Annotated in this window: 15 protein-coding genes; 9 read left to right on the forward strand and 6 right to left on the reverse strand. The window is 36.6% G+C overall.

All coding sequences use genetic code 11. The features are described 5' to 3' along the window. Positions 1-12: 12 nt before the first annotated feature. A complete protein-coding gene (locus tag H0184_RS09970; protein ID WP_221823924.1) occupies positions 13-453 on the reverse strand; it encodes a YaiI/YqxD family protein in 441 nt (146 codons plus the stop codon). Between the two features lies 1 nt (position 454). Next, complete coding sequence (locus H0184_RS09975; RefSeq protein ID WP_221823926.1) at positions 455-733, reverse strand: toxin-antitoxin system YwqK family antitoxin; 279 nt, start codon at positions 731-733, stop codon at positions 455-457. A 160-nt stretch (positions 734-893) separates the two neighbouring features. Here H0184_RS09975 and H0184_RS09980 point away from each other — a divergent pair, with 160 nt between their 5' ends. Further along, entirely contained in the window at positions 894-1,727 is an 834-nt protein-coding gene (locus H0184_RS09980; RefSeq protein ID WP_221823928.1) for a deoxyribonuclease IV, read from the forward strand. 64 nt (positions 1,728-1,791) lie between these two features. Beyond that, positions 1,792-2,517 (forward strand): CBS domain-containing protein, encoded by a 726-nt coding sequence (locus H0184_RS09985; RefSeq protein ID WP_221823930.1) that lies wholly within the window; start codon positions 1,792-1,794, stop codon positions 2,515-2,517. A 69-nt stretch (positions 2,518-2,586) separates the two neighbouring features. On the opposite strand, the gene H0184_RS09990 is transcribed toward H0184_RS09985, so the two are convergent. From H0184_RS09990 to H0184_RS10000, 3 genes are all read right to left on the reverse strand, one after another. Further along, entirely contained in the window at positions 2,587-3,318 is a 732-nt protein-coding gene (locus H0184_RS09990) for a hypothetical protein (RefSeq protein WP_221823932.1), read from the reverse strand. Positions 3,319-3,456: 138 nt separating this feature from the next. Continuing rightward, positions 3,457-3,867 carry an acyl-CoA thioesterase gene (locus tag H0184_RS09995; RefSeq protein ID WP_221823934.1) on the reverse strand — a complete coding sequence of 137 codons (411 nt, stop codon included), beginning with the start codon at positions 3,865-3,867 and terminating at the stop codon, positions 3,457-3,459. 15 nt (positions 3,868-3,882) lie between these two features. Further along, complete coding sequence (locus H0184_RS10000) at positions 3,883-4,344, reverse strand: SRPBCC family protein (protein WP_221823937.1); 462 nt, start codon at positions 4,342-4,344, stop codon at positions 3,883-3,885. A 265-nt stretch (positions 4,345-4,609) separates the two neighbouring features. On the opposite strand from H0184_RS10000, the gene H0184_RS27985 reads away from it, so the two are divergent. From H0184_RS27985 to H0184_RS10030, 6 genes are all read left to right on the forward strand, one after another. Next, positions 4,610-4,804, forward strand: coding sequence for a hypothetical protein (locus tag H0184_RS27985; RefSeq protein ID WP_221823939.1), 195 nt, complete (start codon positions 4,610-4,612; stop codon positions 4,802-4,804). Positions 4,805-4,907: 103 nt separating this feature from the next. Beyond that, on the forward strand, positions 4,908-6,431 hold the full coding sequence (locus H0184_RS10010) for a M1 family metallopeptidase (protein WP_221823941.1): 1,524 nt from the start codon (positions 4,908-4,910) through the stop codon (positions 6,429-6,431). A 170-nt stretch (positions 6,432-6,601) separates the two neighbouring features. Continuing rightward, the gene (locus H0184_RS10015) at positions 6,602-7,246 is read left to right on the forward strand and encodes an SDR family oxidoreductase (RefSeq protein ID WP_221823943.1); all 645 of its coding nucleotides are present in this window, start codon (positions 6,602-6,604) and stop codon (positions 7,244-7,246) included. 206 nt (positions 7,247-7,452) lie between these two features. Then, on the forward strand, positions 7,453-8,061 hold the full coding sequence (locus H0184_RS10020) for a DedA family protein (RefSeq protein ID WP_221823945.1): 609 nt from the start codon (positions 7,453-7,455) through the stop codon (positions 8,059-8,061). Positions 8,062-8,156: 95 nt separating this feature from the next. Further along, complete coding sequence (gene cls, locus H0184_RS10025) at positions 8,157-9,605, forward strand: cardiolipin synthase (RefSeq protein ID WP_221823947.1); 1,449 nt, start codon at positions 8,157-8,159, stop codon at positions 9,603-9,605. Positions 9,606-9,723: 118 nt separating this feature from the next. Next, positions 9,724-11,871, forward strand: a complete 2,148-nt coding sequence (locus H0184_RS10030) for a sensor domain-containing protein (protein ID WP_260631529.1) — start codon at positions 9,724-9,726, stop codon at positions 11,869-11,871. A 32-nt stretch (positions 11,872-11,903) separates the two neighbouring features. Here H0184_RS10030 and H0184_RS10035 read toward each other — a convergent pair whose 3' ends face one another. Continuing rightward, a complete protein-coding gene (locus H0184_RS10035) occupies positions 11,904-12,212 on the reverse strand; it encodes a hypothetical protein (RefSeq protein WP_221823951.1) in 309 nt (102 codons plus the stop codon). Between the two features lie 184 nt (positions 12,213-12,396). Between H0184_RS10035 and H0184_RS10040 the strand changes: the two genes are divergently transcribed. After that, positions 12,397-12,981 (forward strand): undecaprenyl-diphosphatase, encoded by a 585-nt coding sequence (locus tag H0184_RS10040; RefSeq protein WP_313771739.1) that lies wholly within the window; start codon positions 12,397-12,399, stop codon positions 12,979-12,981. Positions 12,982-13,289: the final 308 nt, after the last annotated feature.

A 13,289-nucleotide genomic window follows, 5' to 3' on the forward strand; every position in this document is an offset into this window, starting at 1 on the left:
GGCGAAAGGTCATTAACGACCGAGAATCATTTGAAAATGCTCCCTGAATTTTTCCCTATCTTCAGATGTAAATGGCTTTGGCCCCTTTGTACGCTTTCCGCTTTTTCGAGCCATAGCACTTAGATAACGTGATTGCAATAATTGGTCAATGTTTTCATTGGTATAGCTATACCCATTATGGTGAAGAACCGTACACCCCTTTGCTAAGCCTAGCGAAGCAAGTCCATAATCCTGTGTTACGATTATGTCTCCTTTTCCTGCTAACATCATAATCCGATAATCTGCAGCATCAGCACCAGAATCAACATAAATGGTCTCTACTCCTGAGGGTTGGTCAGCACTTGAGAAATGAGAGAAGCTAGTAACAAGGATAATAGGAATATCAGCATTGGTCCCTTCAGAGATAATAATATCCTTTACAGGACATGCATCTGCATCAACATATATTTTCATCTTATTTCTCCCGATTGGTAGTTTTATACTTTTTTCCTTTGCTGTCATAGGTGATCCATTCACCAACAGGCTCGCCCTTGTCAAAATAACCTGAACGCTTTATTGTTCCATCTAGACGATACCATTCCCAATAGCCTTCAGGCTTATCATCAATTATTTTTCCCTTTGACCATATTGTTTTTCCGTTTGCGTGGTACTTGATCGTGTAGTCATCAATCACATCTAGTTTCTTTTCCCTGACACCATTTTCGTGTATCAAGTCACATTTTTCATTTTTCACGAATTACCTCCGATAAATAGTTTCTTTAAATGTATCACATTTGCAAGATAAGATTAAAGCTAGCCTAATCCGGTATCAGTATTATTTACAACATCCACTTTAAAAAGAATAGATTATAGAATTAAAGCAAAATCTAACGTTAAAAAAGCGGTGGGACTAAATGATTTTTGGTTGTCATGTTAGTATTAGAAATGGTTATTCGGGAGCAGCAAAACGAGCAGCATCTTTTGGAGCAGGTGCATTTCAATATTTTCCGAAAAACCCGCGAAGCCTTTCGGTAAAGGATTTTGACCAAGGAGATGCGGAAAGCTGTAAAGAATTTTGCCAAGAGAATGGCATCGTTTCTGTCGCACATACTCCTTACTCTACGAGTTTAACTCCTGCAGAGGATAAAAAAGAGTTAACGATTGCCTCTCTATTGAATGACCTTGAAATTGCAGACTCCTGTGGTTCCATTGGCGTAGTAGTCCATTTTGGAAGTCAAATTAGCAAAACTGACCCGCTCGCAAGTTATCATTTAATGCTTGAGATGCTTAATTCTGTGCTCAGTCTGTGGAAAGGCGATTGTTTGCTGCTAATCGAAAATAATGCCGGTACGAAGGGTGCTCTTGGAACAACCTTTGAAGAATTAGTGCAGATTCGAAACCTAGCTGAATATCCCGAGAAAATAGGGTTTTGCCTCGACACTTGTCATATGTTTGCAAGTGGTCTTTGGACTGGGGAGAATACAGACGAGTTTTTTTCCAAAGGTCAGGAACTTGACTACTTTGAACATCTGAGAATCATTCACCTAAATAATTCAAAGTATCCCACAGGGTCAAAAAAAGATCGTCACGCTAATATTTTTCAAAATGGTTTAATAAGGGACGAGTTTCTCAAGGATATTGTTACTTCATCTATTCTCAAACATATTCCATTTGTGTTAGAGACTCCGGATGATGAAGGAATCACCCATAAGGAGGAAATAAGCCTGCTCAATAAAAAATGGGGATAGTGTAATTTTTACATTGAATATATAATTAGAGATAAATAAGTAATAATATTGGCAGGGGTAGAGAATGAAACCAGTAAAAAAAGGACAAATCCTATCAGAACGTTTTGAGGTGGCTTTCAATAAGGTGCACGATGCAATGAAAGATATTGTTAAAATTAATGATGAGAGATTTGTAGTCTTGGTGAAGGTTGGGGCAAAAAAGTATCAAATTATCGAAACGTTTAAGAAAGATTTGGAGCAATATGCAAAGCTGCGAAATGCGATTGTTCATGAAAAAATGGAAGTAGGCTATTATATTGCTGAACCAAACGCTAGGGTTGTGGAGCATATAGAGAAAATTGCCAATGTTTTCAACCGTCCTAATTATGCTTTATCGATTGCCACTAAGAATGTACTCTACTTTGATTATAATGATAGTGTTTTAAAAGTGACTGAGGCGATTCGTAAGTATAATTATTCGAAATTTCCGATATATAAGAACAAGGAATTTGCTGGTCTTTTGACAGCAGGTTCTATCGTGAAATGGATGGCACAAAATATGGTAAGCAGCTCTGTTAATTTAGCTGATACCCATATTTTCGATATTATGAAATATGAAAAAGAACATCCGATTGATTTTGTAGCGAAAAGTACGAATATATTTGATGTTGAAACTATATTTGAAAAATCACATAAGGTTAAAAAGAAGTTAGAAGCCGTGATCATTACCGAAAATGGAAAAAAAGATGAAACACCACTTGGAATTATTACACCTTGGGACTTAATTGAAATCGATTATACGGTGGAGTAATAAAAGAAGGAGCATCCCGATATAGGGACGCTCCTTCCTTTGTTATCTACCTGCAGCTCAAAAGTGTTTTTATTGCATGTCATCAAAGTTGAATTCGCTTAATTGGTCCATATGGCTGGCAATCATTGCGATAATGGTACTTGCTTCTTCTTTGCTGAAAATGAAATGGGATTCGTCTTTAATTAATTCATCCTCAGTTGTCCAGATTCGATTAACACGTTTCAGAACGCCATCGCCGGTTTCTGGCACAACCCCAAATTGATAAGTTACTTCGACTTCATCCTCATGCTTGAAGGCAGTTACCTCAGGCGTGTTCCATTCCACATCAATCTCTTCAAAAATATCATCATCATTAACTTGCTCAGCCTCGTAATACTCTACACCATCGTCATCGTCCATTTCATAACAGTCCTCATCGTCTTCATACACTTCATCTGAAGTTAGGTAGACTCCATCATCAGTGTAATGATCATCATCGTTCATATAATCATGAAGTGCAGCGTGGACTTCATCGATTATATCCTCTATGTCCGAAAGGATGACTTTAGCAGTATGCCCGCTGTCAACATCAAAGGTATCGATGTAAAATTCTTCGTTCCCAGGATCAAAGAACAATGTGCAAAAATAGTCTCTATCGATTTCTTCTGTATTGACGTCTTCTGTTTCTACAAAAAACTCGATCCTCGGGTGTTTGGCAGCTCTTTCAATTGACATTTGACCAACCTGATCATACTCTTCACATATCGACTCTAGGTGATCCTGAAGCTCGCCGCAAACTCTGTCAAACCATTCTAACGACATTAACATCTCATCCTTTCTAGGGTAATCGAAATTATTATCTCCAACATGTTAACTAATATGTTTAATCCATGCTTTTTTGTTAAAACATGGATTCTTTAAAAAGAAAAAATTCCCTCATTTTTAAAATGGGGAATTTCTTCATTTATATTCAAGCTCAAATTCCTCGATTCGTTCTCTAACAAAATCAGGAACTGGGCATGGCATCATAGTTTTGTGATCAACACTTACGTAAACAATATCTGCAAGAAGGACGGGATCCAGTTCATCTTCTTTCGTAATCATAAAATTCATGGTCATACTTTTGTTGCCGACTCGATCCATCCTGCACCAAATGGTAAGCCAATCATTTAAATAAGCAGATCGTTTATACTCAATTGTTGATTTAGCCAGCACAAAATCAAACTCTTCATCGTGCCGTAGAAGCTGCTGGAAATACTCTGTCACTGCAACATCAATATACGTTAAGTAATGCGAATTAAAAACAATTTTTTGCCCATCAATTTCGGAATAACGCACCTTTAGTCGATGTGAGAAACGAAATTCTGACATACCAAACTCCTTTCTTTATTTTACTAGTGCAGTATCTTTCTCCGCCACTTCTTTAACCTTCTCAACAAATTTTATTACCACCTTATCACTGGCGAACCATAAGAATAATTTAAATATAGCTTTTAATGGCTTATTTGTGGTTGTGTATTTGAAGAGTGTCTTATGTTCAGTTATTTTTGTTGCCTCATAGCCAGCGGTAATCTCAAAATAGTTAGCTAAATTAAATCCTACCTTCATTTTCTTGTGAGTGGGTGTGTCCAAATATTCTAATGTTTCAACATCATACTCCTCAATCCTTTTACCTTCTTTATATTGCTGACGATAGATACTGCCGACACCTTCTTCAGTCACTTTTACAGGTATATTACTAATCACCTGTGGCATAATTTTTTGCATGTTTTCTAAAGAACCATCAAACAACGCCCAAATCTTTTCAATGGGAGCATCAATTTCAATTTCTTTTGTCCATTCTTTCAATTAGTTACACCTCTTCTATATAATTATTGTAATTTTATGAAAAAAATAACTGGTAAATACATATTCTAGTTTTATGATAAAAACCCTGTCTATATTATCATATCTAAAGTTAAGAATAGGCGTGGGAATATTTTGACCTTTCTGAGCTTTGTATTGCCTTGCTAATTCTATTGCTGTTTCAAGCGAATTTATGGATGATTTTAATCCCATTATTTTTTGTCGTATCCAGTGTCGGTATTGTAATACCGCTGGATTCTCTCTCGCCATGCAAAAGCAAGGTGAAAATACCGGCAGTGCCTCCGCACTCCTTGGTGTCATTTCATTTGCCTTTGGTGGAATAGCTTCGCCTTTGGTTGGAATTGGAGGGGAAGAATCCGCAATTCCAATGGGACTTGTCATCGCTTGCGCCTCAATTGGTGCCGTCATAACCTTTGTTTTTCTTGTTTTAAGGAAAAAATAATAATGGTTTGATAGAAAATAAATTAAATTTGTATCTCAATTGAAACTCTTACTGAGAAAAGACGTCTAAGATGCAAGTTGAAAATACATAACAGGAGGTCACTATGAACAAAGGGGACATTATAAAGAGAGGTTATTGGCTGGCAGCTATTTTGATATTGCTTACGGTATTACTTGCAGGCTGTAAAGAAAACTACTCAAAGGATACTGATGGAACCAATAAAAAAGGAAATAAGACTGCAGCGATAAAGTCGGAGGAATTTATTCCTACAGAGTATGATTCAACCGTGACTGTTAATGTCGAGGAGAAAACGTTAACTGGCATCCTTAAAGTGAAGGCAACAAACAATACCGGGAAAAGTCAGGACAAAATTTACTTTCATGTATACCCAAACCAATTTCGTGAGGGTGTAGATTTAGTAGGTGGGTTTTGGCGTCAAATCATTGACGTGAAATCTGAACCTGGGTCGATGGCGGTTACTGAGGTTCAGGTGAATGGAATTAAAGGAGATTTTGAAATAAAAGATACAGTCCTTGAAATACCATTGGATAAATGGAAAAAGGGTGAAGCTATTAACCTTCAATTGAATTTTACAATGAAGGTTCCTAAGAATAATGGTCGGTTCGCCTATGATGATAATACGATATGGCTTGGAAATTGGATTCCCATTCAGGCGGTATATGATGAAAGAGGATGGGTGACAGACCCGTATCATTCAATTGGTGATCCCTTTTATAGTCAGGTGGGGAAGTATACTGTAAAGGTATCGGTTCCAGATAATTATAAAATTGCAACAACAGGCAAGGAAGAAGAAGCAGTTAAGGAACAGGATGGATTATTGAGTTACACTACCTCAATTGAAGATGTACGCGACTTTGCGATGGTGATTATGAATGAATCTTATCAAAAAATATCAGATCAGGTAGGGGAAACAACTGTGAATACATGGTATCTAGCGAGTGACAGCGAAGAGGCGGCGAAGCAGAACCATGAAGCGGGGAAAAAATCATTAGCTTATTTTAGTAAAGTTTATGGGCATTATCCTTATCCTGAATATGATATCGTTCGGACTGGTATGTTTACAGCCATGGAATATCCAGGATTAATTTTCCTCCCCAAAAATATTCTTGAGAGCAATGAAACAGAGATTGGCTCCGTCGTCCACGAAACGGCACATCAATGGTGGTATAGCATGGTGGGGAATGATGAAGTAAAGGAGCCTTGGCTGGATGAGGCTTTGGCGACTTATACGACAACTAGATTTATGTTAGAGGAATACCCGGAGTATGGTGCTGCACAATTAGAGATGAGAAAGCACATGACAGAAGGAACAGAAAGTTTTGAAAAACAGGATATATTTATTGGGAGTCCAGTTGATAAATTTACCAACATCGGTTCCTATTCACAACTTGTCTACCAAAAGGGTGCGCTTATGCTGGAAAACCTTGAAAAAGAAATAGGGAAAGAGAAAATGGATGAATTGCTTCAGAATTTCTTTAAAGAATATCAATATGGTGTTGCGACTAGTAGTGACTTCATATCTGTATTCTCAGAGGAGCTTGGGCCAGAAGCTAAGGAATACTTTGAGAGTTGGTTAACAGGTAAAGAACCGGAATTTAAACAATAATAAAAGGGAAACGCCTCCTATAGGGGCGTTTCGTTTGATTTGCAATTAAATGTGTAGATTATCCGTTGAAACTTGCAGGTGGAATATCACCCTGCCATTAAGGTGCTTTTTTGAATAAGTTGTTCTTAAAATGAGATAATAGTCGTAAACAACGTAAGGAGCTAACAACAATGAACGTATTAGTGGTTGGAGCTAATGGGCAGGTGGGTAAACTTCTTGTTAATCAACTTAGACACAGTACGGAACACACAGTCAAAGCAATGGTTAGAAGAGAAGAGCAAGCTGAGGCTTTTAAAAAACTTGAAGTAGAAGTGGCTGTAACCTGTTTAGAGCAAAGTGTCGAAGATATTGCCCAGGCAGCCAGAGGCTGTAATGCGATTGTGTTTACGGCTGGATCCGGCCGGCATACGGGATATGATAAAACTCTTCTAATCGATTTAGACGGTGCTGTAAAAACAATCGAGGCGGCAGAAAAGGTTGGGATTAAGCGCTTCATTATGGTCAGTGCAATTCAGGCACATAGAAGAGAAAATTGGCATGAAAAAATGCTCCCTTATTATGCAGCGAAATACTACGCAGACAAAATGCTTGAGCAAAGTGAACTAACCTACACCATCATCCGTCCAGGCGGACTTTTAAGTGAGCCGGGGACTGGGTTGATTACTGTTTCAGCAGACATACGAAGCGGGACGATATCACGCGAAGATGTAGCAAAAACCATAGTCCACTCCTTAACAGAAGAAAATACATATTACCATTCATTTGACCTCGTTAACGGTGAAGTTCCAATTGCAGAAGCACTAAAATTGCTTTAACAAAGGTGCTTTTATTGAAATGTCAGCGTTATTCCATGAAAATACTAACACTGAAAGCATTTGAATTCTCAAATGCTTTTTTCGTTGGAAGTTGGTTTTATTTTGATATCGGATAAATATAGTAGTTAGAAGATGATGTCTCTATGAAACTTTTACTTGTGTCAAACCGTACAATTATAAAAGCTTATTATTATACGGAGGGTATTATGGATTTATGGATTAAAGATTTTATCGAACAATTTGGGTACTGGGGGGTATTTCTTCTTATTGCACTTGAGAATATATTCCCACCCATCCCGTCCGAGGTGATACTTACCTTTGGAGGCTATATGACGGCTCAGACCAATTTAACCATTCAAGGAGTAATTGCTGCCTCTACAGCAGGTTCAGTGTTCGGCGCATTCGTCTTATACAGACTTGGAAAGATTTTAGATGTTAACAAACTAGAAGTAGTAATTGAACGGTACGGCAGAATTCTTCGCTTAACAAAGAATGACATCTACCGTGCTGATGCATGGTTTGATAAATATGGAATTTGGACGGTCTTTTTCTGCCGGTTCATTCCGCTCATCCGAAGTTTAATATCAATTCCAGCCGGAATGGCAAAAATGAATTTCTGGCTGTTTATTAGTTTTACAACACTTGGAACAATCATCTGGAACACAATATTGATAAATCTTGGGGCAAGATTAGGAGAAAACTGGGAAGTCATTGCAGCTAGAATGGACCATTATTCCAATTATTTATATTTAGTTTTATTTATTCTTTTTATACTACTCATAGGGTATCAGAGAAAGAAGAGAAGCTCACAGTAAAAAACTACTAATCATTTTACAGATGATGGTAGAATCTAATGGTACCTAATGAATTAATATGTAAACAATTTATGTCGGTTGAGAGGGTTTTTACCATGAATATTACGTCTATCTTATTAGGCTTTCTTCTTGTTTTGAATATCATGCTGGCCCTCATTGTCATTTTTCAAGAAAGAAGGGACGTTGGTTCCACGTGGGCCTGGTTATTAGTTTTATTTTTCATTCCCATTTTGGGATTTGTGATGTATCTATTATTAGGGCAAAATTTAAGTAAAAAACGGCTTTTCCATTGGGATGACCTCAAAAAGACGGGGTTTGAAAAAGCATTGGAAACACAATTATCTAAACTTCGTTTGAATCAATTCTATTATCGGAATGATGTCACACAGAATAATCATGATTTAATATACATGCATATGATTAACAACCAAGCCATCTTAACAGAGGATAATGCTGTGGAGATATTTACAGACGGTAAAGAAAAATTTGATCAGTTGTTTAAGGATATTAAAGCAGCCAGGAATTATATTCATATTCAATATTACATCATTAAAAACGATAATCTGGGAAAAAATCTAATCGAGGTACTGACTTCAAAAGCGAGGCAAGGAGTAAAAGTACGTATTTTGTACGATGAACTAGGATCTCGAAGCTTGCCTAAAAGATCATTCAAGGAATTTAAGAAAGCTGGAGGACAAGTTGAAGTCTTCTTCCCATCTAAATTTCGGTTTATTAACCTTAGGATGAACTATCGAAACCACCGGAAATTAGTCATTATTGATGGGAAAATTGGCTATGTAGGCGGTTTTAACGTTGGAGATGAATATTTAGGACTTAATAAGAAATTTGGCTATTGGCGGGATACACATTTACGGATTCAAGGGACGGCTGTTTATGCTCTCCAGACACGTTTTATCCTTGATTGGAATCAAGCCTCAGATGACCAAGATGTTGACTATGTTCCGAACCTTTATCCCGAAGATATTTCTCATGGTAAAATCGGCATTCAAATTGTCACAAGTGGACCAGATTCTGAGTTCCAACAAATAAAGAATGGCTATATAAAAATGATTATGTCCGCAAAAAAATCAATTTATATCCAAACTCCATACTTTATTCCTGATACAAGTTTGTTAGATACTCTGCGCATCGCCTGTTTATCCGGAGTGGAAGTCAATATCATGATACCTGATAAACCAGATCACTTATTCGTTTATTGGGCAACACTCTCCCATGTTAGTGAATTATTAAAAGTCGGTGCAAAGGTGTTTATCTATAAAAATGGTTTTATACACGCAAAGACGCTTGTTGTCGATGAGGAAATCGCTTCTGTTGGCACGGCTAACATTGACTATCGAAGCTTTAGACTTAATTTTGAAGTAAATGCCTTTTTATATGATGAAGGTGTCTCTAGAAAATTAACGGAAATCTTTAAAGAGGATATTAAGGTTTCGATGTTACTTACCTATGAGGGGTACCAAAAACGTTCCTTGGAAATTCGTCTTAAAGAATCTATATCTAGATTACTTTCACCTATTTTATAAAAAAATGCAGCCTATCCTATTGGGGATAGGCTATTTTGTTTTTTAATTTATATATTTCATTTTTCCTTCAAAAAATGTAAATAGTAATAGTAAATGTATTTTGGAGGATTAACAATTGATGGAGGAAATAACCTTATGGGTGGGTTTTGCAATTGAAATAGTATTGATTATCGCTACTATTTTGATCATTTCTTCCCATCTTCGAAGAAATTCTAGAAATAATACTAACATTCAGTTAAATGAACAATATTATAAATCACTATTTGAAGAGAACCCTGACGCCATTTTCATTTTTGATTTAAATGGTAAATTTGTTGTCGCAAACAAGGCTGTGTCTATCTATGGCTTTAGAGCTGAGGAATTAATTGATAAACCCTTTACAGGTTTCATACTTCCGAAGGATTTAGAGAAAGTGACTGCCCACTTTCTGCAAGCGGTGGAAGGAACGGCATCAAATTGTGATTGTACTATATTGGATAAAAATCGGCAGCAAAGGGAAATTAGTATAACCAATATACCTATTTTTGTGAATAAAGAAATTTATGGTGTATACACAATTATTAAAGACATAACAGAACATAAAAAAGCACAAAGCGATTTAATGGAGGCAGAAGCCAAATACAGAAGTCTGATAGAAAACTCCTTGGTAGGGGTATATATTATGCAAGATGGAAAATTGGTATATGTGAATCCGCGACTTTGCGAAATGTCTGGCTACAACCGTGAAGATTTATTAGGTTTAAATGTTTCAGAATTTATTTATCCCGAAGATTTGCCCCTAGTTAATGAGAATATGCGTAAAAGGTTTAATGATGAAACCGGTACGATGAAGTATGAATATCGAGCCATTAGAAAGGATCAAAGTGTCATTACCTTTGAATTATATGGTTCAAAGATTGTTTATGAAGGCAGGGACGCAATTATTGGTACTGTTATTGATATCACAGAGCGAAAAAACACTGAAAAAATGATTAAGCACATGGCTTATCATGACCAGTTAACGGATTTACCTAATCGGTATTTGTTACGAGAAAAACTAAATGAGGCAATAAGGGCTTCAAAACAAAATAACTGCCATTTCGCCCTGCTTTTTCTAGATTTAGATCGATTTAAAGCTATAAATGATACGATGGGACATGAAGTCGGTGACCAAGTATTAATTGAAATCGCGGAACGACTGAGAGATAGTGTCGAAGAAAAAGATATTATTTCCAGGTATGGGGGAGACGATTTTTCTGTTCTGCTTCCTGAATCCGGGGAACAGAGAGCGAGTCAAGTCGCATCTCAAATTCTAACAAAATTATCTCTTCCATTAACCTTTGAACATCATGAAATCCTGGTTACACCAAGTATAGGGATTTCGCTGTTTCCTTACCATGGTCAAAACTCTGAAAGATTAATAAAAAATGCAGATTTAGCCATGTATCATGCAAAAAGCTTAGGCAGAAATAACTTTCAATTTTTTGATGAAGAGTTAAATAAAAAAGCACAACATGAACTAGATTTGGAGATAAACTTACGAAAAGCTTTAGAGCAAAATCAACTGGTATTATTCTATCAGCCACAAGTTAACCTAGAAACCAATCAGGTTTATGGTGCGGAAGCATTGATGAGGTGGATACATCCAGAAAAAGGAATTGTTCCGCCTGCAGAATTTATTCCTATTGCTGAAGAGTCTGGTTTGATCATACCAATGGGGGAGTGGGCAATTAGAACTGCATGTCAGGAAAATAAAAAATGGCAGCTAGCAGGTTTTTCACCCATCACTGTTTCTGTAAATATATCAGCCAAACAGTTTTTTCAATCAAATTTAGTTGAAATCGTTAAATCCGCCTTAACAGACACGGGACTTGAGCCGAATTTCTTAGAGTTGGAGATAACAGAGAGTATTACAATGGATGTGGAACGTTCGATTTCAACATTATTAGAACTAAAGAACCTTGGGGTCAAGATTAGTATTGACGATTTTGGAACGGGGTACAGTTCCCTAAATTATCTGAGAAGGCTGCCAATTGATAAACTTAAAATTGACCAATCTTTTATTCGGGATTGTCCTAATGACATAAACAGTAATACGATTGTCAGGACCATCATTGTAATGGCTCATCTTCTAAAACTCCACGTTAAAGCGGAGGGTGTTGATAAGGCGGAACAAGTATCCTTTCTTCTCGAACAGGGATGTAAGGAGGCACAAGGGTATTTATTCAGTAAACCATTACCGGTAACGGAATTTGAAACTGATTTCATGCAAAAACGCTTAGGCTAATAGCTCCAAGCGTTTTTTTTGTTTGATAATTTTTAACGCTGCAACCGTTTAAGCACTCGTTCTTCAAATTCTGCTTGATCTATATCTAATCCTATGACTTCATTGCGAAAGGATTTAAACCGCCCGTTCTCAACCTCAAGAGTAAAATATCCCCTAGAACTGGCTAGGTTAATATCGCCGATTATATTTTTTCTTCTTGAAGGGTCAAACAAATTTACTAAATTAGGATTGCTTGGATGGGGCTTGAATCGACAGCCCTGTTCTACACAAATTCTAACAATATTACGTACCTTTGGATTCGTAATACTTTCTACCTGTTTTATTACTTCCTCGTTAGCCATAGGTGTGATTCTCCTTTCCATTCTTCAAACAGTATGCTGATTCGAAGGAATTTATGCTTGGTTGTAAATGTTTTAGAACGCTATCCTTACAAAAGTGTAAGGTAAAAGTAAGATAAGGAAATTTTAGAGTAAAGGAAATAGCCATATACTCTTTTTATTAGAAGCTATGAGGAGGAGTTCGTAAGTGAATGAGAATTTGTTTAGACTAATTAACGATTTAGGGAAACACCATACTTACTTAAATCCTGTTTTTATATTTATTGCAGAATATATGGTTGTTTTCCTAGCACTGGCAGTTTTGATATTTTGGTTTACACGCGTATACAAGAATAGAATAATGGTGATTTGTAGCTCAATCACATTTGTTATCGCTGAATTCTTTGGAAAAATAGCAGGGAAAATTCATTCGAATCATCAGCCATTTGCAGAATTGACTAATGTTAATCAATTAATAGAAAAAGCAGTTGACAATTCATTCCCCAGTGACCATACCATCTTGTTTTTTTCATTCTGTGTGACATTTTGTTTGTTTAGAGGTGCAAGGGGATCTTTTTGGATTGTCCTAGCATTATTAGTAGGAATTTCGCGCATCTGGGTGGGAGTACACTATCCAGCGGATATTTTGGTTGGTGCATTGATAAGTATTGGGTCTGCTTTAATCGTGATTCGTATCTTTCCGAAATTAGGCATGGTTAATAGACTATTAGGGATATATGAAAAAGGGGAATCCTATTTCCTTCCATTAAAAAAAGACAATTATCAAGGATGAATATTAATATATAGAAGAAACCTGCTGAAACCCCAATTAAGCAGGTTTTAGCTTTTTATAAATGAGGGTAACTCTGTAATGGGAAGCAGGAATTGTTCTTAACCTTTGAGTGGGAAATTGGAAGAAATTTCACCTTGTATGGAACTTGATACGATGTTATTATAAGAAAGTTCCTTCGGGAGAGGTTAACAACATATGAATCTTAAAAAAATGTGTTGACTAGAGTGAAGTGAACATGATAAGATGTTTCTTGTCGCTAAAACAAGTAACACTTTGTTCTTTGAAAACTAAACAAACAGTAACGTCAA

It is taken from the genome of Neobacillus niacini, assembly GCF_019749295.1.
Classification (GTDB): domain Bacteria; phylum Bacillota; class Bacilli; order Bacillales; family Cytobacillaceae; genus Neobacillus; species Neobacillus niacini_D.